We start from the raw sequence: 20661 nt of genomic DNA on the forward strand, positions 1-20661 counted from the left end.
ATCCTCAAGGTGATGTCCCGCGCGAACGTGGCCGTCTACCGGGCGACCGGCGGCCGGGTGGGCGGCAGATGGCGCGTCGGCGCGGCCTTCCCCCGCGGGTCTCGCTGCGCTGGGCGCACCGGACGCTGGACCTCATCGACGCCGGGAGGCTCCCCGGGGCGCGGCCCGCCCGCACGGGCCGGACCCCGGGGAGCGGTCCGGCGCGGCTCGTCCGCGCGGACCGGCACATGCCCGAGCTGCTGCTCCAGGAGGGCTGGACGCTGGCGGAGGCGGCGGCCCGGCACCGCCTCGCGCCGCTGTCGGAGCTCGGCCCGCACCGCGGCGGGCGGCTCGCGGTGACCCTGCTGGAGTGCCTCAAGCACGGCTTCAACGCGACGGACGCCGCCGAGGCGCTGTGCGTGCACCCGCAGACCGTCCGGTACCGGCTGGCGCAGCTCCACGACCTGTTCGACTACGACATCGAGGACCCGGCGATCCGGCTGGAGCTGATGCTGCTGCTCCCGGTCTGGCTCAGCGAGGCCGGCGAGGAGCGGGACTGACGCGGCCGCACCGGGAGCGGCGCGGCCCCCGCCCGGACCGGATCGGGCGGGGGGCGGGCGGTCACCCGGCCGCGGTCTGCGCCTTCGCGAGCGGAAGCGTGCCGTCGAGGTAGCCCTGGCGGCACGCGGAGCGGGCGATCTTCCCGCTGGACGTGCGGGGCAGCCCGCCGGGCTCGATCAGCACGACGTCCTCCACCCGCAGGTCGTGCTGCTGCTTCACGGCCGTCCGGACGGCCTGCGCGACCTCGGCGGCGTCCAGCAGCGCGATCGGGACGCGCCGGTTCCGCTCGGCGATCACGACGAGGCCCTCGGTGTCGCCGGTGTCGACGGCCACGGCCGCGGTGTACTCGCGGCGGATCGCCTTGTGCGCGTTCGAGACCGTGTACTCGATGTCCTGCGGGTAATGGTTGCGGCCGTCCACGATGACCAGGTCCTTGATGCGCCCGGTGACGAACAGCTCGCCGCCGTGGAGGACGCCGAGGTCGCCGGTGCGCAGCCAGGGCCGCCGCGGCAGGTCGCCGTCCTCCCCGCCGAGGTCTCCAGTCAGCTCGGCCTGGAACGTCTCCTTCGTGGCCTCCGGACGTCCCCAGTAGCCGGCGGCGACGTTCGGGCCGTGCACCCAGATCTCGCCGACGTGCCCGTCCGGACGCCGCTCCCCGGTCTCCGGGTCCACGATCACGACGTGCTGGCCGTAGGACGTCCCGCAGGCGATGAGCTGGATCGCGCCGGGCGCGTCCGGGGCGCAGGGCTCGGCGACGCCGCGGCGCAGCGCCTCGTGGTCGAACGCGGCGCGGGTCGGCTCCCGGAACCGGGACGACGCCGACACGTAGACGGTCGCCTCGGCGAGGCCGTAGGCGCACACCTGCGCCTCGGGCCGCAGCCCGCAGTCCTTGAACGCCTCGTAGAACCCGCGGAGCGTGCTCTCCCGGATCGGCTCGGCGCCGTTCATGAAGACCTGCACGCCGCTGAGGTCGAGGTTCTTCTTCTCCTCCTCGGTGACCTGCGCGGTGAGGTACTCGTAGGCGAAGTTCGGGCCGCCGGTGAACGCGTGCTTCTGCCCGCTGAGCAGCTCCAGCCACCGGACGGGCCGCATCACGAACGCCACCGGGTCCATGATCACGCCCGGGTTGCCGTACACCAGCGGCAGCGCGACCGTGGTGACGAGCCCCATGTCGTGGAACACCGGCAGCCAGTTCACCCCGGACGACTCGCGCGGGATGCCCTCGAACGTCCGCCAGAGCTGCTCGGCGTTGGTCGCGAAGTTCCCGTGCGTGATGATCACACCGGCGGGGGTGCGGGTCGAGCCGGACGTGTACTGGAGGTAGGCGACGTCGCCGGGGTCGATCGGCTCCGGCGTCCAGTCGAGCGACGGGTCCACCTCGTCCGCGACGATCACCTCCGCGGGCCGCCGCACGTCGTCGCCGGCCAGGAACGCCTCGACGGCCGGGAGCGCCGCGCTCGTGGTGACGACGACGTCGGGCTCGGCGTCCCGGTAGACGGCGAGCAGCCGGTCGCCGTGGCCGGGCAGGTCCGGCGAGAACAGCGGGACGCCGATCACCCGGGCGTACATCGCGCCGAGGAACCCGGCGACGTAGTGCAGGTCCTGCGGGGCCAGCAGCGCCACCCGGCGGCCGGGCACGGTCGCGCGGCGGATCGCCGCCGCGATCGACCGCGCCCGCCGGTCCAGCTCGCCGAACGTCACGTCCGTGGCCACGCCGTCCGGGTCGGTCATGTAGTCCATGAACGTGTAGGCGCGGTCGTCGGGGAAGTCCTTGGCGAACCGCGCGAGGCGCTCGATCAGCGGCGTCCGGTCGAGGGCGGGGAGGTCGGTCATGCTTCGTACTCCTGTGGGGGAGGCGGGTTCAGGAGGCGGCGGTCACGAGGCGGCGATCATCAGGAGGCGGCGGCGACGCGGTCGCCCTCCTCCGCGCGGTCGGCGGCCTTCGCGCCGGTCTTCGCATTGGCCGGGGTCCCGGCGCCGACGCGGCGGGCGGCGAGGCGGTCGTGGTCGGGCCAGCGCACGTCCCAGACCCAGCCGAGCCTCTCGAAGATCCAGATGACGCGGGCGCTGATGTCGATCTGCCCCTTCAGCACGCCGTGCCGGGCGCAGGTCGGGTCGGCGTGGTGGAGGTTGTGCCAGGACTCGCCGAACGACGGGATCGCCAGCCACCACACGTTGCGCGCCTTGTCCCGCGTCCTGAAGTCCTCCTTGCCGAACACGTGGCAGATCGAGTTGATGGAGAACGTGATGTGGTCGCCGATGAACACCCGCATCAGCCCGGCCCAGAACAGCGCGGTAACGGCGCCGTGCCACGACCAGGTGAGCAGCGCGCCGAGCCCCATCGGCACGAGGAACGTCGACAGGACGATCACGGCGTAGACGGGGTCGAGCGACAGGAACCGGATGTCGCGGTCGCGCAGCAGGTCGGGGGCGTACTTGCTGCGGGACGTGCGCTCCTTGCTGAACAGCCAGCCCATGTGGGCGTGGTAGAGGCCCTTGGTGAGGCCCCACACGCCGGGCCCGTACGCCCACGGCGAGTGCGGGTCGCCCTCCTGGTCGGCGTACTTGTGGTGGCGGCGGTGGTCGGCGACCCAGCGGATCACCGAGCCGTGCATGGCCTGCCCGCCGAGGATCGCGAGCGCGATCCGGAGCCAGCGCTTGGCCTTGAACCCGCCGTGCGTGAAGTGCCGGTGGTAGCCGACCGTGATCCCGATCGCGTTGAGCGGGTACAGGAAGGCGAAGATCGCGACGTCCGTCCAGCCGATCCCCCAGCCCCACAGGAACGGGACGGCGCAGAGCAGGCCGATGATCGGGCCGACCACGAACACCACGACCGCGACGCGCTCGGGGAACGGGACGGTGCCGGAGATGTCGGGCTGCGGTGTCCTGCTGCCGGTGTCGGCGACACCCGCTGTCATTGCGGTCTCCTTCGCGACGTGATGGTCGGACGTGGTGGCGGTGACATGGCGGTGGACGTGGCGGACGCGGTGGACGTGGTGGACGTGTGCTCGGCGGGCGCCGGGCTCAGCAGTCGCCCTGGACGGGCTTGCCCTCGAACCGGTCGCCGAGGAAGCTCGTCACGTCGCCCGCGGCGCCCCAGTCGGTGGACAGGTGCTCGGTCGGGTAGGTGGTCTTCCAGGTGGTCGTGATCCCGGCGGCGCAGTAGGCGGCGCGGGTCGCGTCCTCGGTCTCGTGCGGGATGATCTCTTCGAGCCAGCCGCGGTACTGGAAGACCGGGAAGCCGATCGTGTACTTCGCGCCGGACCCGGGCCTGCCGATGTCGACGCCGAGCTTCTGCCGGTCGACGATCTCGCCCCAGGTCACCCCGCCGGGGCCCTTCAGCGCGTAGATCTGGTCGAGGCTCAACTTGTCCTTGGAGAAGTTCTCGACCCGCGCGCCGAGGAACACCGCGAGCGTCCCGTAGAGGCAGTTGGCCCGGACGTCCTTGATGGCGCGGGCGCCCTGCTCGTTCATCAGCTCGGTGAACGGCATCTCCGGGTAGGCGGCGTTCAGCCCGACGAGCGCGTCGGCGAGGAAGCCCGCGAACAGGCTGCCGTTGAGCTGCTTGGCGGTGAGCCGCAGGTCGCCGGGCACGCCGCCCGCCGCCGCGCCGACCACGTTCAGCTCCGGCGCGTACGACGCGGCGAGCTGCGCGCCCCACAGCGACGCGGCGCCGCCCTCGGAGTAGCCGGAGATGCCGACCTTGCCGTCCGCCGCGAGCGTCCCGCCCGGGATCCGCCGGGACGTCCGGACGATGTCGAGCAGCGCGTGCCCCGCGTTCGCGCCGACCATGTAGGTGTGGACCTGCCCGTCCAGGTAGCCGACGCCGTCCGTCGCCGCGACCGCGTAGCCCGCGTGCAGGAAGAGCTGGAGGTTCCCGCCCTCGTACATGTCGACGTACTCGCCGGCGAGCTGCTTGGAGAACGCGCACTGGGGGCCCGAGCCGAGCGTCCCCGGGTTGAAGGCGACGGTCGGGCGGGAGCCGCCCTTCGTCCACGCCGCGGTCGGGATCGCGACCGTCCCGGTGACGGCGATCCTCGCGCCCTTCGCGTCGGTCGAGACGTACCTGACCTTCCACGCCTTCATCGGGACGTCGCCGGGGATGTTGGTGAGCTTCGCCTCGCGGCACGCGAGCAGGTCGCCGGGGCTCCCCGTCACCGCGGCGGGGGCCGCGTAGATCTCGGCGTCCGTGGCCGTGCAGCCCGCGGGGGCGGGCGCTGCCGCCGCCTGCGGGCCGGCGAGCACGGCGGGCGCGGCCGTGGCGGCGCCGAGGACGGCGGTGGCGAACATGGTCCGGATTCGCATGGTGACGACTGTGTCCCAGCGGTCCCACAGGCGGAATGAAGTCACGTCACAGGGTCGGCGGCCCTTATTAGCAATCAACTCAATAAAGCGGGCCGGGATCCGCGGTGTACCGCGCCGTAACGGAAGCCCCGGTGCGTCCGGGAGCGTTCCACCGCCTGGGCCGCGATGGCGCCGCCGTCAGCCGCGACGGAGGTGCGGCGGTGATCGCGGCAGGTCAGCCGCGCAGGAGGTCGGCGACGCCGGCGATCCCGGCGCGGACGGCGGCCTCCGTCACATCGCCGAACCCGAGCACGAGCCGCGGCGGGTCGGCCGCCCCGGACGCCCGGTACGTGCTCATCCCGTACAGGCCGACGGACCGCTTGCGCGCCTCGCCGACGACGCGGCGCTCGTCGGCGCCGTCCGGCAGGTGCGCCACGGCGTGGAACCCGGCGTCCAGGCCCGTGAGCCGGACGGGCGGCGCGTGCTCGGCGAGCGCCTCCACCAGGGCCGCGCGCCGTCCCGCGTAGACGCCGCGCATGTGCCGCAGGTGCCGCCCGTACCGTCCCGACTCGATCAGCGCGGCGAGCGCGAGCTGGTCGAGGACGGGCGACCCGCGGTCGTCGTGCCGCTTCTCGTCCGCGACGAGTCCCGCGAGGGCCGGCGGGCACAGGATCCAGCCGAGCCGCACGGCGGGCGCGAGGGACTTGCTGGCCGTCCCGAGGCCGACGACGCGGTCGGGCGCGAGCCCCTGGAGCATCCCGACGGGCTCGCGGTCGTAGCGGAACTCGGCGTCGTAGTCGTCCTCGACGATGACCGCGTCGCGGTCGCGGGCCCAGCCGGCGAGGGCGCGGCGGCGCTCCGGCGCGAGGACGACGCCGGTCGGCCACTGGTGCGCGGGCGTGACCACGACGGCGCGGGCGCGGGTCGCGGCGAGGGCCGCCACGTCCACGCCGTCCTCGTCGACCGGGACGGGCACCGCGTCGATGCCCGCGCGGGCCGCCGCCTCCATCGTCGCGCCGTCGCCGTACCCCGGGTCCTCGAAGGCGACCGTGCCGACGCCGCGGCGGGCCAAGACCCGCAGGACGATGTTGAGGCCCTGCGCGAACCCGGTGCAGGCGACGATGTCGTCGGGCTCGGCCACCGCCGCGCGGACGCGGCGCAGGTACCCGGCGAGGACCTCGCGCAGGAACAGGGCGCCGCGCGGATCGCCGTAGCCGAGCTCCGCCGTCGGGACGGTCCGGGCCACCTCGCGCTGCGCCCACGCCCAGTCGCCGCGCGGGAAGCTCGCGAGGTCCGGGACGCCCGCGGCGAAGTCCACGCGCAACCGCGGCGACGGCGCGGGCCGTCCCGGGCGCCCAACCTGCGCGCCGGTTCCGGTTCGCGCGCCGGTTCCGGGTCGTTCCCCGGGCGCGACGTCCGGGTGGACGCGGACGGGCGCCACCCGGGTCGCCGAGCCCGTCCGGGTGCACAGGTAGCCCTCGGCGGTCAGCTGCCCGTAGACCTCCTGGACGACGCCGCGCGACAGCCCGAGCTGCCGGGCGAGCTGCCGCGACGAGGGCAGCCGCTCGTCCGCCTTCAGCCGCCCGGTGCAGATCGCGTCGCGCAGGCCGCGCTCCAGCTGGGAGCGCAGCGTCCCGGGTGCCGCGCGGTCGACCCGCAGCAGCAGCTCCGGGGACGAACCGGACCACTCGATCGCCATGGAACCGGACCATACAGTGGCCCGGCCGTGCCCCTAGCGTCGTCCACATGAGCGAGACACTCCGCACGGCGCCGGACACCGGCCGGCACGGCACCGCGATCCCGAGCACCACACCGCCCTCCCCCGCCACCGCGACGACGTCTGCGGTGCCGAGTGTCGCTGATCGCCCTCGGCTCATCACCCGGCCGCTGGCCCTCGTGTTCGTGTGCAGCCTCGGCACGATGATCGCCTTCTACCTGCTCCTGTCGGTCGTCCCGCTGTACGCGGCGTCGGCGGGGTCGGGCGGGATCGGCGCGGGATTGTCGACCGGCGCGCTGATGCTGTCCACCGTGGCCGCCGAGCTGGCCTGCCCGCGGCTGCTCGCCCGCTTCGGCCACCGGCGCGTCCTCGCCGCCGGCGTCGTCCTGCTCGGCCTGCCCGCGCTCGCGCTGCCCGCCTCCGCCGGGATGGCGACGGTCCTCACGGTGAGCCTCGTCCGCGGCGTCGGCTTCGCGATCGTCGTGGTCGTCACGGGCGTGCTGGTGGCGACGCTCGTCCCGGCGGAGCGGCGCGGCGAGGGGCTCGGCGTGTCCGGGGTCGTCATCGGCGTCCCGGCCGTGCTGGCGCTGCCGCTCGGCGTCTGGCTCGCCGGACGGTTCGGCTACACGCCGATCTTCATCGCGGGCGCCGTGTCCGCGCTCGCCGTGCTGGTCGCGATCCCGGGCCTGCCCGACCGGCCGCCGTCCCCCGCCGGCGAGCCCGCCGCCGCCGGGAAGCCGCTCGGGGTGCTGGACGGGCTCCGCTCCGCGGCGCTGCTGCGGCCCTCCGTCGTGTTCGCCTCGACCGCGATGGCGGCGGGCGTCGTCGTGACGTTCCTGCCGTCCGCGGTGGCGGGCGGCGGGGCGGCGGCCGGGCTGCTCGTCCAGGCCGCGGCCGGGACGCTGACCCGCTGGTGGGCGGGCCGGTTCGGGGACCGGCACGGCGCCGGGCGGCTGCTCGCTCCCGGCGTCCTCGCCGCGGCCGCCGGGGTCGCCGCCCTGTCCGTCGCCTCGGGCCCGGTCGCCGTCATGGCCGCGATGGCGCTGTTCGGGGCGGGGTTCGGCGTGGCGCAGAACGCGAGCCTGTCCCTGATGTACGACCGCGTCCCCCTCTCCGGATACGGGACGGTCAGCGCCGTGTGGAACCTCGCCTACGACGGCGGCATGGGCCTCGGCGGCGCCGGGTTCGGGCTGGCCGCCGCGCAGACCGGCTACCCGGCCGCGTTCGCGCTGACCGGCGCGCTCGTCCTCCTCGTGCTCCCGCTGGCACGCCGCTCATGATCGGTTCGTCGGATTCAAGAGGCCGCTCACACACGGCGTTCGAGCACGGCGCTCAGGCGGCGGACGCCGACCGGATGCGGGCGGCGATCCGCTCGACGTCGCCGCGCTCCGCCTCGGGGAGCGGGGCCCCGGCGGCGGCCCTGGCGGCGGACGCGTCCGCCAGCGACCGCGCCGCCTCGTCCAGGCGCCCGGCGAGCGACAGCGCCCCCGCCGTCCCTTCCAGGGCGAGCGCGACGGCGCGCGGGTTACCGGTCGCACGGGCCGCCTCCAGCCCTTCGGCGTGCAGGGCCAGCGCCTCGGCGGCGTCACCGCGCGCCTCGGCGATGAAACCGAGCTCCGCCAGCAGGAACGCGAGGCCGGGAGCGCCGTCGATGTCGCGGCACCAGTCCAGCCAGCGGCGCAGCAGCGCCTCGGCCTCGTCGAGCCGGCCGCGCCGCCGCGCGGAAAGCGCGAGCCCGACCTCGGCGAAGTGCTCCATCCGCCGGTGCGACTCCCGGACGGCCAGCGCCCGCCCCCGCTCGTGCAGCGCGTCGGCCCGCTCGTGGTCGCCGGTGAGCAGCGCGATCCGGCCGAGCCGCGACAGCCGCCCGGACGCCTCCGTCCACAGGCCGAGTTCCTCGGCGTCGCGCAGCCCCTCCCGGTGCAGGTCAGCGGCGCGGTCGTAGTCCCCGGTGACCTCGGCGACCAGGCCGAGCGCGTCGGTGGCCAGGAGCCGTCCCCAGCGGTCGCCCGCCGCGCGGAACAGCTCCACGGCGCGCTCGCCGTCACGTCCGGCCGCCGCGAGGTCCCCCGCCGAGACCGCGTGCGCGGCGCGCGTCGCGAGCGCCAGCGCCTCGCCCCAGCCGTCTCCGAGGGCGCGGAACCCCGCCAGTGAGCCGTCCAGGAGCCGTCCGATCTCGGCGAGGTCGCCGAAGCCGCCGCGCGCGTAGCCGAGGAACCACTGCGCCCATGCCCGACCCCACGGGTCGCCTGCACCGTCATACGCCGCGAGGACGGCCCGGCACCGCTCGTCACGGCCGGCGCCGTCGCCGTCGAGCATGCGGAACCCCGCGTACCAGGTCTCGGCCCGTGCTCTCGGGCCGTCCCCCGGCACGGCCAGCGCCCGCTCGAACGCGCGGCACGCCTCTTCGGGACGCCCGCAGAGGAACCAGCACCATGCCATCCCGTTGACGATGCGGAGTGCGTCGGCCGCGTCCCCGTCCTCGACGGCGGTGTCGAGCGCGACCCGCAGGTTGCCCGCTTCCGCCTGCATGCGCGCCAGGGCGTCCCGGGACGTCGGCGTCCGGAGCAGCGGAGCGGCTGACCGCTCGGAAGCGTCACGCGTTTCGGCGTGCAGGGTTCCAGTGCGTTCGGCGAGGGCCGCGTAGTAGCGGGCGTGACGGCGGCGCGTCTCGGCGTCTTCGCCCGCTTCGCGCAGCCGTTCGGCGCAGTACGCGGCGACCGACTCCAGCAGACGGTAGCGAGGTCCCTGCGGGGAAGCGGATCCGGTCACCACGACGAGGGACCGGTCGACGAGGCGCGCGAGCACGCCGGGATCGGCTCCGCAGACCTGCTCGGCGGCGTCCAGGGTGCATCCGCCGGAGTGGACCGCGAGCCTGCGCAGCACCGCCCGCTCGTCCTCCGGCAGCGGCTCCCAGCTCCAGTCGATGACCGCGCGGAGCGTCCGCTGCCGGGCGGGCGCGTCCCTGGCGCCGGACGACAGGAGCCGGAACCGGTCGTCCAGCCGCTTCGCCAGCTCGGCCACGCCCAGCGACCGGACGCGGGTGGCGGCGAGCTCCAGGGCCAGCGGGATCCCGTCGAGCCGCGCGCAGATCGCCGCGACCGCCGCCGCGTTGCCGGGACCGACCGCGAACCCGGGCTGCGCGTCCGCCGCCCGCGCCGCGAACAACTCGACCGCGCCGTACTCGGACAGCTCCCGCCCGCCGTAGGAGGACGCCGTATCCAAGGGCGGCGCGGCCGGCGGGGGGACGGCCAGCGGGGGCACCGCCCACAGCCGCTCACCGGAGATCCCGAGCGGCTCGCGGCTCGTCGCGAGGACCCGCAGCCCCGGGACGCTCCGCAGCAGCGCCGCCACCAGCCGCGCGGCCCCGTCCAGCACGTGCTCGCAGTTGTCCAGGAGGAGCAGCGCCCGCTTGCCGCGCAGCGCGCCGCCGAGCCGCCCGGCCGGACTCCCCCGCCGGCCGGCGTCGTCGCGCAGGCCGAGCACGCCCGCGACCACCGCCGCCACCTCGTCGGCGGACGCGCCCGCCCGCGCGCCCTCGTCCAGCGGGACGAACCAGATCCCGTCCGGGTGGCGCGCCGGAAGCCGCCGCGCCGCCGCCACCGCGAGCCGCGTCTTGCCGACGCCGCCCGGCCCGGTCAGCGTGACCAGGCGCGCGGTACCCAGCAGCCCGGCCACCTCGTCCAGCGCCGCGTCCCGGCCGACCAGCGGGGTCAGGTCACCGGGAAGGTTCGTCGCGGTGCGCTCCCGGGCCTCGCCGGGGTCCTGGCGGAGGATCGCCCGGTGCAGCGCCGCCAGCTCCGGCCCGGGATCCAGGCCGAGATCGTCGCGCAACCGGCGCCGGTACGCGTCGTAGGACGCGAGGGCCTCGGCGGAGCGTCCCGTCCGGTGCAGGGCCCGCATGTGCGCGGCCCGCAACCGCTCGCGCAGCGGGTGCGCGGCCACCGGACCGGCCAGCTCGGCCGCGACGGCCTCGTGCTCGCCGAGCTCCAGCCGCGCCTCCGCCCGCGACTCCACGGCCGCGAGGCGCAACTCCTCCAGCCGCGCGACCTCGGCGGACGCGAACGCCGCGTCCTGGAACTCGGCGTAGGCAGGCCCGCGCCACAACGCCAGAGCGTCACCGAGCAGCGCGGACCGGACCCGCGGATCGGCGACCCCGGCAGCCCGCTCGGTCAACCGCTCGAACCGCGCGACGTCGTCGGCCTGCGCGTCCAGCCGGTATCCGGGCCTGCGCGACTCGACCAGCGCCCGGCCGCCCGCCTCCGCGTCCTCCAGCGTCCGGCGGAGCTGCGAGACGCGCGCCTGGAGCGTCGCGGCCGGGTCGGCGGGCAGCCCCGCGCCCCACAGGTCGTCGATGAGCCGGTCGGCCGGGACGACCCGCCCCGCGTGGACGAGCAGGTCGGCCAGCAGCGCGCGCACCTTCAGGTCGGCGACCTTCACCGGTGAGCCGCCCTCGGTCCGCACCTCCAGTGGACCGAGGACCGCGAAGCGCATGACGCCCACCGTAACGCCGCCCGAAGGTTTCCCGAACCGGCCCCCGGCACGCTCGGTGACCTACCGAGAAGGGAGACCGACATGCCTCAGAAGACCTCCGTGACCGTGCTCGGGCTCGGCCTGATGGGCTCCGCGCTCGCCGCCGCGCTGCTGGACGCGGGGTACACCACCACCGTCTGGAACCGGTCCGCCGCGAAGGCCGAGCCGCTCGCCGCCAAGGGCGCGGTCGCCGCCGCGACCGCCGCCGAGGCGATCGAGGCGAGCCCCCTGGTGATCGTCTGCCTGTCCGTCTACGCGAACGCGGAGGAGGTCCTGGCGGACGGAGCCCTGGCCGGCCGGACGGTCGTCCAGCTCACCAACGGCACGCCCCGGCAGGCCCGCGACCTCGCCGACCACGTCACCGGGCACGGCGCCCGCTACCTCGACGGCGGCATCATGGCCGTCCCGCAGATGATCGGCCGGCCCGAGGCGCTGATCCTCTACAGCGGCGACGAGGACGCGTTCGCGGCGCACCGCGACGTCCTCGCCGCCCTCGGCTCGCCGCGCCATGTCGGCGCCGACCCCGGCCTCGCGCCGCTGTTCGACCTGGCGCTGCTCGACGCGATGTACGGCATGTTCGCGGGCTTCGCCCACGCCGTCGCGCTCGTCCGCTCGGAGAAGGTGGCGGCGACGGTGTTCGAGCCGATGGCCACGGCCTGGCTGACCGCGATGATGCGCTCCTTCCCCGAGCAGGCCAGGGCGGTCGACGCGGGCGAGTACGGCACCGACGTGTCGAGCGTGGCCACCAGCCAGGTCGCCTTCCCGGGTCTGATCGCCACGAGCGAGGACCAGGGCGTCGACCCGTCGCTGCTCCTCCCGATGCGCGACCTCCTGGACCGGGCGGTCGCGTCCGGCCACGGCGACGACGGCCTGGCCCGCCTGATCCCCCTCCTCGCGCGACCAGAGCCCACCCGCCCGGCCAACTGACGCCCGCGATCCGGTCGGGATCGCTTCCGGACGCCGGGACGCACGGCTGGCGTCGGCTGGAGGTGGTCAGCCCCTGGCGTGGCCAGGACGGCCTGGCGGCGGGCCGGAGCGGCGCGAACCGTTGTCTCGGCGCCGAGTGCCCGGGCCAGGACTCTCGACACCGCGCGTCTCGCGCCGGTCGGCGTGATCCGAGTGCTCAGCGGGCGCCCCAGCGGTGCGGTCGCTGGACGGCGTTGGCGGAGCCGTGGCCGGGCGCGTCCCGGGCGTCCCGGGCGCGGGCTCCGCGGCCGCCGGTTCGGGGTCCATCGGCTCGACGAGGTCGGGGTCGGTCAGGAGGCCCGAGGTCTCCAGATACTGGCGGCCGCGGGGGGTGATGTCCCACGCGTTGTGGCGCCACTCCTTGCGGCGCCAGACGACGCCCGCCGACAGCAGCTTGCGGCCCACCCGGCTGACCTCGGTCTCGTCGGTGCCCAGCTCGGCGGCGAGCTGCTGGTTCGACAGGCCCTGGCGGCGGCGCACCGCGAGGAGGAAGCGGGCGGCGTGCCCGCCCGGCTGGAGGGCGAGCTGGAGCCCGGACGGCAGCCGCTTCAGCGCCCAGTGGACGACGTCGATGAGCCCGAGGATGCGCCCCCGCTGCTCGCGCTGCGGACCGTCCAGCGCGTCGACGTCGAGGTAGTGCCGGTGCAGCCACTGGAGACCGTCCTGGCACTCGACGAGCGCCGGCTCGTCCGCGCTCAGCGAGGCGTCGGTGATCAGCATGCCGAGGGCGCTGAAGTGCCCGTCGCTGATCACCTTGGCGTGCTCCATGGCGTCGATGAGGCGGCGGACCTCGGCCCGGCGGTCGCCCCGGGGCGAGCGGGTGCGCGAGGTGGTCTCTGCCTTGGCGTTCACGGGCGCTCCTGGGTCGGCTGGCATGGGCCGGACCTCTTCAGCGTGCGCCGATGTCAAATGAATGTCAAGTGAGGAGGCGGACCGATGTGTAGCGCATGCCACGGAACGCGCGCCCGGGGAGAGTTAGCATCGGTGACGAAACGTCACGCCAGCCTGTTCCCTGTCCCCCGTTCCCCGCCCCACAGGAGCGCTTATGGCGGATCAGCCGGCCACCGCCGCGTATCCGGCCGGACCAGCTGATCTCTTCGTCCGGCTCTACGACGACATCTCCGACGAGGTCTTCCAGGGGTGGACGGCCACCGCCTGGTACGACGACCCGCGGGTGCGGCGCGCGGCGGGCGACATCGCCGAGACCGTCCTCGACTCGGGCGCGCTCGATCCCGCGGCCGTCGCGGAGACCGTCGAGCGCGACGGCGAGCTGGGGCGCTTCACGCTCCTGCTCGGCCTCGACATCGCGCTCGCCCACGCCAGCCCGTACAGCCCCTACTACGACGCGCCCGCGCTGACCTCCGTCCTCGTCACCTACCTGACGGAGGGGAAGCTGAACGGGCCGGGCACGGCGGGCGCGCTGCTCCCCCGCTGCGCCTTCCCCGGACGGCCGCGCGGGCGCCGGACGAAGCCGGAGTTCTTCGGCGTGCACCGGGTCCCGCAGGCCGAGTGGGAGCGCGTCGACCACGCCGTCCTGCCCGCCGTGCACGACCCGTACTTCAGCCGGGACGAGCCGGTGCCGGTGGGCTGCGCGCCCGTCCTGGAGACGTTGGAGGACGTGGAGGTCGAGTTCGGGGAGCGGGCCGGCATGACCGTCTACCGGCTGCGGCCGATGGACTCGGCCGGCCTCCGCAGCCGCATCAAGGCGATCGTCCGGCGGCTCGACGAGTCGGGGGCGCGGCTCGCGGTCATGCCCGAGCTGTCGCTGACGGACGGGCTGCTGGAGCACTGGAAGGAGGTCGCGTTCGACACCGCGGGGCGCGACCGCGACCGGCACCCGCTGCGGTTCCTGCTCGCCGGGACCGGCCCGCTCGGCGCGGCCGACCCGCCGCCGAACCGGGCCGTCCTGATCGACCGCTGGACGGGCCGGGAGCTGCTCGTCCAGGACAAGCTGTCCGGGTTCACGCTCGACGCCGCGCAGATGCGGCTGTGGCGGCTGCCGGGCGCGCCGGCGGACGGCACCGCGGAGGAGTACGCGGCGCTCGGCACGAAGGTGCGGGTGCTCGACTCCTCGCTCGGCCGCCTCGCGGTGCTGATCTGCGAGGACCTCGGCCGGTCGATCGGGTGGGAGCGCGAGCTGCTGTCCTGCGGCGTCTCGCACCTGCTCGTCCCGATCCTCTCCAAGCCGATCCTGCGGTACCGCTGGGAGCAGCAGGGCGCCGAGCGGCAGGTCGCGGGCCTCGGGAGCTGGGTCGTGGTGGCCAACAGCCTGGCGGTCGGCGCCGCCATCCCGGACGACGAGCTGCCGGGCCCCCGCTACACCTGCCTCGTCGCGGGCCCGGAGCGGCTCCACCGCGACGCGTACGCCACCGAGTTGCAGTTCGGTGCCGCGAGCACGGGCGGCGAGCTCGGCCGCCTCGCGACCGCGGAGCTGCCCCGCCTGTTCCCCGGCGCCGCCTACGACGCCTGGCACGACCACTGGCCGGAGAACAAGTAGCGCTCAGCCGACCGTGAACGTGGTGGGCGCGGTCGCGGAGCCGCCCGGCGTGGTGACGACGGGGCGGTCCGTGGTGGCGCCCGGGGGGACGGTGGTCCGCAGCCGCGCGTCCGTCGCGTCCGTCACGGGGGCCTCGGCGCCGCCGAAGCGGACGGCGGTGGCCGAGGACAGCCCGGACCCGCGGACGACGACCGCGGTGCCGGCCGGTCCGGACGCGGGCTCGACCGACGTGATCCGCGGTGACAGCGCCTGGTCGCGGCCCGGCTGGGCGGGCGCCAGCAGGGTCGCGAAGACGGTGCGGAGCTTCTCGGCGGTCTCGCGGGAGAACAGGCCGACGAGCGCGGCGATGGCGGTGATGCCGTAGGGGTTGACGTCGGACGCCCCGCCCGCCGGTGAGGTCAGCCCGCCGCGCAGGACGAGGTAGACGATCAGCGCGAGCAGCGCGCCGACGAACGGCAGGAACAGGTACATCATCAGCCAGCTCCGGCGCAGCGCCCGGTTCCCGACGTACCAGTACAGCGACCGGAGCGCGTGGACGACGGCGCCGAGCGCCCCGGCGGCGAGCACGACGACGAACAGGCCCGACTCCCGCGACAGCCGCGGCGACCAGCCGGGGAGGTGGACGACCGTGCTGCTCGGGGGCGGCTGGACGCGGCCGTCCGGGGCGGTGCCGGCCGCGGGCGGCCACGCCTGCACGAGCAGGGTGAGGAGCGCGGCGGTGAGCAGCAGGAGGAAGGCCGACGCGGCGACGATGTCGCGGGTGCGGGCGTACTCGGTCCCGACCGGTGACTCGTCGGCCATGCGCGCCCCCTCGTCCGCTGTCCCTGCGGGGTATCGAATCGGACGGCGCCGCCGTTTCGCCCCGCGCGGCGACCTGGAGGGGACAGTCCATTGCGGGTTGGTGGAGACTTCACTAACGGGTCGCCAACGGGCGGGCGGCGCGGCTTACGCTCCCCGGCATGCGCCGAACAGCAGCAGCACTCGCGACCGTCCTGACCGCCGGCCTCGCCGCGGGCGTCCAGGCGGCCCAGGCGGCCGAGCCGGAGCCCTGCGGCACGCCCGCCACCCACCAGATCGCCCAGGTCCAGGGCGCCGGGTCCGCGAGCCCCGTCGCGGGGCAGACCGTCCGGGTCGAGGGGGTCGTCACCGCGGACTTCCAGGGGTCCGACCAGCTGAAGGGCTTCTTCGTCCAGGACCCGACGCCCGACGCCGACCCGGCGACCTCGGACGGGATCTTCGTGTACTCCACCAAGGAGGTGAAGGCGGGCGACCGGGTCCTGGTGACCGGCAAGGCCGTCGAGTACAACGGGCTCACCGAGCTGTCCCCCGTCACGGCGGTGGACGTCTGCGGCACGGGCCGCATCGCCCCGGCGTCCGTGCGGCTGCCGCTGCGGGGCGGCGCGACCCTGGAGCGGTACGAGGGCGTCCTCGTCCGGTTCGGGCAGCGGCTCACCGCCACCGAGACCTACCAGCTCGGCCGGTACGGCGAGATGACCGTCGCGGCGGGCGGCCGCACGTTCCAGCCGACGGACGGGCACGGCGCCACGCAGGCCGCGAACGACGCCCGCAGCCTGCTGATCGACGACGGGTCGAACGTCCAGAACCCGGCGACGATCCCGTACACCGACCCGCGCGTGGTCCGCCTCGGCGACTCGGCGACCGGGCTGACCGGCGTGCTGAGCTACGGGTTCGACACCTACCGGCTCCAGCCGACGGCCGCCGCGCGCTTCGCCCGCACCAACCCGCGCCCGGTGCGGCCGCGCGCGGTGGGCGGCGACGTCCGCGTGGCGAGCTTCAACACGCTCAACTGGTTCACGACGCTGGACAAGCGCGGCGCGGACTCCGAGGCCGAGAAGGAGCGGCAGCTCGCGAAGCTGACCGCCGCGCTGAAGGGCCTGGACGCCGACGTGGTCGGGCTCATGGAGGTCGAGAACAACGGCGAGACCGCCGTCCAGGCCCTGGTCGACCGGCTCAACGCCGCGGTGGGCGCCGGGACGTACGCCTCGGTCCCGCACCCCAACCCGGGGACGGACGAGATCCACGTCGCGCTCATCTACAAGGTGAAGAAGGTCAAGCCGGTCGGCGCGGCGCGCTCGTCCGCGGAGCCGGTGTTCGAGCGGCCGCCGCTCGTCCAGGCGTTCAAGCCCGCCGCGGGCGGGACGACGTTCACGGTGATCGTGAACCACTTCAAGTCCAAGGGCTGCACGGGCGCGACCGGCGCCGACGCCGACCAGGGCGACGGGCAGGGCTGCTTCAACGCCCGCCGCGTCACGCAGGCGAAGGCCGTCTCGGCGCTCGCCGCGCACGAGCAGAACCCGCTCGTCCTCGGCGACCTCAACTCCTACACCGCCGAGGACCCGGTGAAGGCGCTCACGTCCGGCGGCCTCGTCGGGCAGACCGAGCGGTTCGTGCGGCCCGCCGACCGCTACAGCTACGTGTTCGACGGCCAGTCCGGCGAGCTGGACCACGTGCTGGCCGGCAAGGGCCTGTCGCGCCGCGTCACCGGCGCGACGATCTGGCACATCAACAGCGACGAGGCGACGATCCTCGACTACAACACCGAGTACAACCCGCCGGCGTTCTACAAGCCGGACGCGTTCCGCTCGTCCGACCACGACCCCGTCCTGGTGGGCCTCCACCTCCGCTGACCGACGCACGACCGCGCCGCCCCCGCCGAGCAGCCCGCGGGGGCGGCGCCGCACTTCTGAACGTGATTCGGTTGTGATCCGGACCACTCTGGCCGGGCTCGGTGACCGAGCGTATGATCCAGGTCACTCCCATCCCCCACGAGATCGGTGCGCCCCATGAACGAAGCCGTTCCCCGCCGGCCCGCTCTCGGAATCGGACCCGACGGCACCTACACCAGGACCGGGCAGGTCTTCGCGTTCGTCCTCGGCCTGCTCACCACGTTCGTCTTCCTGCCCCTGGTCGTGGTCGCCGCGCTGCTGTACACCAACGCCGAGAACCGGTTCGCCACGAACGACGTGCAGGGCGGCCGCAGGCTCGTGATCTGGTCGTGGCTCAGCATCACGGTCCTGCCGCTGCTGGTCGCCGGCGCGATCGCCGTCGTCGTCGCGGCGATCCGCGCAGCGACGGGCTGACCTCGGGAAGAGGACGGCACCGCCGCCGGTTGTCACCCGGTATGAGCGTCGCCTTCTCCGTCCTCGACCTGGCCCCCGTCGTCAGCGGCTCCACGTCCGGCCAGGCCCTGCGCAACACCCTCGACCTGGCCCGGCACGCCGAACGGCTCGGCTTCCACCGCTACTGGCTCGCCGAGCACCACGCCATGCCCGGCATCGCCAGCTCGGCCACGGCCGTGCTGATCGGGCAGGTCGCCGCGGCGACGTCCAGGATGCGGGTCGGATCCGGCGGGATCATGCTGCCGAACCACGCGCCAATGGTCGTCGCGGAGCAGTTCGGGACGCTGGAGGCGCTCTACCCCGGGCGCATCGACCTCGGCCTCGGCCGCGCCCCCGGCACCGACCAGGCCACCGCCCGCGCCCTGCGCCGCTCCCCCGACGCCCTGTCGGTGGACGACTTCCCCGAGCAGGTCGTCGAGCTGCGCTCCTACTTCGGCGCCGACAGCGCGGTCACGCCCGCCGCGGGCAACGAGCCGCCGGTGTGGCTGCTCGGGTCCAGCGGCTACAGCGCCCGCCTCGCCGGGCTGCTCGGCCTGCCGTTCGCGTTCGCGCACCACTTCAGCTCCGAGAACACCGAGCCCGCGCTGGCGCTGTACCGCGACTCGTTCCGCCCGTCCGCGACGCTGGACGCGCCGTACTCGATGATCGGCGTCTCGGTCACCGCCGCCGAGTCCGACGAGCGGGCCCGCGAGCTCGCCCGGCCGCAGGCGCTGTCGTTCCTGCGGCTGCGGCAGGGCCGCCCCGGGCCGCTGCCCACGCCCGAGGAGACCGCGGCGCACCCGTACACGCCGCTGGAGCGCCAGATCATCGACGCGCGCGTCGCGGACCAGGTCGTCGGCGGCCCGGACACCGTCCGGCGGCAGATGGACGCCCTGATCGAGCGGACCGCCGTGGACGAGGTCATGGTCACGACGATGGTGTACGAGCACGCCGACCGGCTGCGCTCCTACGACATCCTCGCCGACCTGTACGGCCTGGGCGCGGACGCCCGCCCGGAGGCCCCCTCCCCCGCCCGCGCCTGACGCGGCCACGCCTGACGCGGCCGCGCCTGATGCGGCCGCGCGGGTCAGGCCGCGAACGCCGCTTCGAGGACGTCCAGGCCCTCGTTCAGGAGGTGCTCGGGGATCACGAGCGGCGGCAGGAAACGCAGGACGTTCCCGTACGTCCCAGCGGTCAGCACGAGCAGGCCCCGGGCGTGGCAGCGGCGCGCGATCTCGGCGGTCAGCGCGGCGTCGGGCTCCTTGGTGCCCGGCCGGACCAGCTCGATCGCGATCATCGCGCCGCGCCCGCGCACGTCCCCGATCGCGGGGTACCGCCCGGCGAGCCCGCGCAGCCGGGGCAGCATGACCTCCCCGATCCGGCGGGCCCGCTCGGTCAGCTTGCCCTCCTCGATCTCCTCCAGGACGGCCAGCGCCGCCGCGCAGGCCAGCGGGTTGCCGCCGTAGGTGCCGCCGAGCCCGCCCCCGTGCACCCGGTCCATGATCTCGGCGCGGCCGGTGACCGCGGCGAGCGGCAGCCCGCCCGCGATGCCCTTCGCCGTGGCGACGATGTCCGGGACGATCCCCTCGTGCTCGCAGGCGAACATGTCGCCCGTCCGCGCGAAGCCCGTCTGGACCTCGTCCGCGACGAGCAGGATGCCGTTCGCCCGGCAGAACCCGGCGATCGCGGGCAGGAATCCGGGCGCCGGGTCGATGAACCCGCCCTCGCCCTGGATGGGTTCCACCACCACGGCCGCCACGTTCGCCGCGCCGATCTGCTTGGAGATCATGTCGGCGGCCTGCGCCGCCGCCTCCGGCCCGCAGTTCCCCGGCCCGGTCGGCCAGCGGAACGGGTAGGCCATCGGCATCCGGTAGACCTCCGGCGCGTACGGCCCGAACCCGTGCTTGTACGGCATGCTCTTGGCCGTCAGCGTCATCGTGAGCAGCGTCCGGCCGTGGTAGCCGTGGTCGAACACGACGACCGCCTGCCGCCCGGTCGCGTACCGGGCGATCTTCACGGCGTTCTCCACCGCCTCGGCGCCGCTGTTGACCAGGAACGAGCGCTTCTCGTGGTCGCCCGGCGTGATCCGGTTCAGGTTCTCGCACACCGCCACGTACGACTCGTACGGCGCGACCATGAAGCAGGTGTGGGTGAACCGGTCCGCCTGCTCCTTCACCCGCGCCGCGACCCGCGGGCTGGCGTTGCCGACGTTCGTCACCGCGATGCCGGAACCGAAGTCGATCAGCGAGTTGCCGTCCACGTCGACGACCACGCCGCCGCCGGCGTCCGCCACGTACACCGGCAGGACGCTGCCCACCCCCGGCGGCACGGCCGCGGTCCGGCGCTCCTGAAGCTCCCGCGACCGCGGCCCCGGAATCTCGGTCACGACGCGTCTCTCCTGCGGCAGCCGCGGGCCGCCGCCGTCCTGGCTGGTCATGGCCCGAACGTAAGTCCGGCGGCGGCTACGCTGGAACGTACGGGACGGCGAAATCCGGCCCGCCCGTTGGACACTCCGCACAAGGAACGCGATGCCGCCCAGCCTGGCCGCCGTGGCCGCCCTCCGCGGGCTCGGGCTCCGGTCCCTCACCGGCCCGCTCCCGGACGAGCCGGTCGCGTGGGTCGCGGTCAGCGAGCTTGAGGACCCGACCCCGTTCCTGGAGGGCGGCGAGCTCGTCCTCACCACCGGCATGCGCCTCACCCCCGCGAACGCCGCCCCCTACGTGGACCGCCTCGTCGCCCGCGGCGTCTCCGGTCTCGGCTTCGCCGTCGGGGTGATCCACGCCGCCGTCCCGCCGGAGCTGCTCGCGGCGGCCCGCGACCGCGGCCTCGCGCTGCTGGAGGTGCCGCGGCCGACGCCCTTCATCGCCATCGGCAAGGCCGTCTCGCAGTTGCTCGCCGACGAGCGGTTCGAGGACACGCGCCGCGCGTACGCCGCTCAGAGCGAGCTGACCCGCGCCGCGCTCGCGGGCCCCGGCCCGCTCACCGCCCGGCTCGCGCGGCTCCTC

Annotated in this window: 16 protein-coding genes; 8 read left to right on the top strand and 8 right to left on the bottom strand. The window is 75.0% G+C overall.

The window, feature by feature from the left end:
* Positions 1 to 68: 68 nt before the first annotated feature.
* Positions 69 to 539, top strand: coding sequence for a helix-turn-helix domain-containing protein (locus E1300_RS35045; RefSeq protein WP_242619581.1), 471 nt, complete (start codon positions 69 to 71; stop codon positions 537 to 539).
* A gap of 61 nt (positions 540 to 600) precedes the next feature.
* Here E1300_RS35045 and E1300_RS35050 read toward each other — a convergent pair whose 3' ends face one another.
* The 4 genes from E1300_RS35050 to pdxR all read right to left on the bottom strand — a co-directional run bounded on the left by E1300_RS35050 (position 601) and on the right by pdxR (position 6523).
* Entirely contained in the window at positions 601 to 2373 is a 1773-nt protein-coding gene (locus E1300_RS35050) for a fatty acyl-AMP ligase (RefSeq protein WP_131761413.1), read from the bottom strand.
* 59 nt (positions 2374 to 2432) lie between these two features.
* Positions 2433 to 3458, bottom strand: coding sequence for an acyl-CoA desaturase (locus E1300_RS35055; protein WP_131761414.1), 1026 nt, complete (start codon positions 3456 to 3458; stop codon positions 2433 to 2435).
* 106 nt (positions 3459 to 3564) lie between these two features.
* The gene (locus tag E1300_RS35060; protein ID WP_131761415.1) at positions 3565 to 4845 is read right to left on the bottom strand and encodes a lipase family protein; all 1281 of its coding nucleotides are present in this window, start codon (positions 4843 to 4845) and stop codon (positions 3565 to 3567) included.
* A 214-nt stretch (positions 4846 to 5059) separates the two neighbouring features.
* Entirely contained in the window at positions 5060 to 6523 is a 1464-nt protein-coding gene (gene pdxR / locus E1300_RS35065) for a MocR-like pyridoxine biosynthesis transcription factor PdxR (RefSeq protein WP_131761416.1), read from the bottom strand.
* 47 nt (positions 6524 to 6570) lie between these two features.
* Here pdxR and E1300_RS35070 point away from each other — a divergent pair, with 47 nt between their 5' ends.
* Entirely contained in the window at positions 6571 to 7821 is a 1251-nt protein-coding gene (locus E1300_RS35070; protein ID WP_131761417.1) for an MFS transporter, read from the top strand.
* A gap of 52 nt (positions 7822 to 7873) precedes the next feature.
* Here the strand turns inward: E1300_RS35070 and E1300_RS35075 are convergent, their stop codons facing one another.
* Positions 7874 to 11035, bottom strand: a complete 3162-nt coding sequence (locus tag E1300_RS35075; RefSeq protein WP_131761418.1) for an AfsR/SARP family transcriptional regulator — start codon at positions 11033 to 11035, stop codon at positions 7874 to 7876.
* Positions 11036 to 11116: 81 nt separating this feature from the next.
* Between E1300_RS35075 and E1300_RS35080 the strand changes: the two genes are divergently transcribed.
* Positions 11117 to 12001: an NAD(P)-dependent oxidoreductase gene (locus tag E1300_RS35080; RefSeq protein WP_131761419.1), complete on the top strand. Its 885-nt coding sequence runs from the start codon at positions 11117 to 11119 to the stop codon at positions 11999 to 12001.
* 66 nt (positions 12002 to 12067) lie between these two features.
* Here E1300_RS35080 and E1300_RS35085 read toward each other — a convergent pair whose 3' ends face one another.
* The gene (locus E1300_RS35085) at positions 12068 to 12892 is read right to left on the bottom strand and encodes a helix-turn-helix domain-containing protein (protein ID WP_131761420.1); all 825 of its coding nucleotides are present in this window, start codon (positions 12890 to 12892) and stop codon (positions 12068 to 12070) included.
* A 193-nt stretch (positions 12893 to 13085) separates the two neighbouring features.
* On the opposite strand from E1300_RS35085, the gene E1300_RS35090 reads away from it, so the two are divergent.
* Positions 13086 to 14537, top strand: a complete 1452-nt coding sequence (locus E1300_RS35090) for a carbon-nitrogen hydrolase family protein (RefSeq protein WP_131761421.1) — start codon at positions 13086 to 13088, stop codon at positions 14535 to 14537.
* Between the two features lie 3 nt (positions 14538 to 14540).
* Here E1300_RS35090 and E1300_RS35095 read toward each other — a convergent pair whose 3' ends face one another.
* Positions 14541 to 15338, bottom strand: coding sequence for an IPT/TIG domain-containing protein (locus E1300_RS35095; RefSeq protein ID WP_131761422.1), 798 nt, complete (start codon positions 15336 to 15338; stop codon positions 14541 to 14543).
* A 158-nt stretch (positions 15339 to 15496) separates the two neighbouring features.
* Here E1300_RS35095 and E1300_RS35100 point away from each other — a divergent pair, with 158 nt between their 5' ends.
* The 3 genes from E1300_RS35100 (at position 15497) to E1300_RS35110 (ending at position 18699) form a co-directional block, all read left to right on the top strand.
* Positions 15497 to 17185, top strand: a complete 1689-nt coding sequence (locus tag E1300_RS35100; RefSeq protein WP_131761423.1) for an ExeM/NucH family extracellular endonuclease — start codon at positions 15497 to 15499, stop codon at positions 17183 to 17185.
* Positions 17186 to 17341: 156 nt separating this feature from the next.
* Positions 17342 to 17638: a hypothetical protein gene (locus E1300_RS35105; protein ID WP_131761424.1), complete on the top strand. Its 297-nt coding sequence runs from the start codon at positions 17342 to 17344 to the stop codon at positions 17636 to 17638.
* Positions 17639 to 17679: 41 nt separating this feature from the next.
* Positions 17680 to 18699, top strand: coding sequence for an LLM class flavin-dependent oxidoreductase (locus E1300_RS35110; protein WP_131761425.1), 1020 nt, complete (start codon positions 17680 to 17682; stop codon positions 18697 to 18699).
* Positions 18700 to 18743: 44 nt separating this feature from the next.
* Here E1300_RS35110 and gabT read toward each other — a convergent pair whose 3' ends face one another.
* Positions 18744 to 20093, bottom strand: a complete 1350-nt coding sequence (gene gabT, locus E1300_RS35115) for a 4-aminobutyrate--2-oxoglutarate transaminase (protein ID WP_131761426.1) — start codon at positions 20091 to 20093, stop codon at positions 18744 to 18746.
* Between the two features lie 91 nt (positions 20094 to 20184).
* On the opposite strand from gabT, the gene E1300_RS35120 reads away from it, so the two are divergent.
* The coding region (locus tag E1300_RS35120) for a PucR family transcriptional regulator ligand-binding domain-containing protein (protein ID WP_207400125.1) at positions 20185 to 20661 on the top strand (477 nt) is incomplete at its 3' end.

This window comes from Actinomadura fibrosa (genome assembly GCF_900659615.1).
Taxonomy (GTDB): Bacteria; Actinomycetota; Actinomycetes; order Streptosporangiales; family Streptosporangiaceae; genus Spirillospora; species Spirillospora fibrosa.

Bases quoted from the DNA above. Each gene is read 5' to 3' on its own strand.
- E1300_RS35070 (WP_131761417.1), top strand. From the start codon at position 6,571: ATGAGCGAGACACTCCGCACGGCGCCGGACACCGGCCGGCACGGCACC.
- E1300_RS35075 (WP_131761418.1), bottom strand. From the start codon at position 11,035: ATGCGCTTCGCGGTCCTCGGTCCACTGGAGGTGCGGACCGAGGGCGGC.
- E1300_RS35090 (WP_131761421.1), top strand. From the start codon at position 13,086: ATGGCGGATCAGCCGGCCACCGCCGCGTATCCGGCCGGACCAGCTGAT.
- E1300_RS35100 (WP_131761423.1), top strand. From the start codon at position 15,497: ATGCGCCGAACAGCAGCAGCACTCGCGACCGTCCTGACCGCCGGCCTC.
- E1300_RS35095 (WP_131761422.1), bottom strand. From the start codon at position 15,338: ATGGCCGACGAGTCACCGGTCGGGACCGAGTACGCCCGCACCCGCGAC.
- E1300_RS35060 (WP_131761415.1), bottom strand. From the start codon at position 4,845: ATGCGAATCCGGACCATGTTCGCCACCGCCGTCCTCGGCGCCGCCACG.
- E1300_RS35050 (WP_131761413.1), bottom strand. From the start codon at position 2,373: ATGACCGACCTCCCCGCCCTCGACCGGACGCCGCTGATCGAGCGCCTC.
- E1300_RS35045 (WP_242619581.1), top strand. From the start codon at position 69: ATGGCGCGTCGGCGCGGCCTTCCCCCGCGGGTCTCGCTGCGCTGGGCG.
- E1300_RS35080 (WP_131761419.1), top strand. From the start codon at position 11,117: ATGCCTCAGAAGACCTCCGTGACCGTGCTCGGGCTCGGCCTGATGGGC.
- E1300_RS35110 (WP_131761425.1), top strand. From the start codon at position 17,680: ATGAGCGTCGCCTTCTCCGTCCTCGACCTGGCCCCCGTCGTCAGCGGC.
- E1300_RS35055 (WP_131761414.1), bottom strand. From the start codon at position 3,458: ATGACAGCGGGTGTCGCCGACACCGGCAGCAGGACACCGCAGCCCGAC.
- gabT (WP_131761426.1), bottom strand. From the start codon at position 20,093: ATGACCAGCCAGGACGGCGGCGGCCCGCGGCTGCCGCAGGAGAGACGC.
- pdxR (WP_131761416.1), bottom strand. From the start codon at position 6,523: ATGGCGATCGAGTGGTCCGGTTCGTCCCCGGAGCTGCTGCTGCGGGTC.
- E1300_RS35105 (WP_131761424.1), top strand. From the start codon at position 17,342: ATGAACGAAGCCGTTCCCCGCCGGCCCGCTCTCGGAATCGGACCCGAC.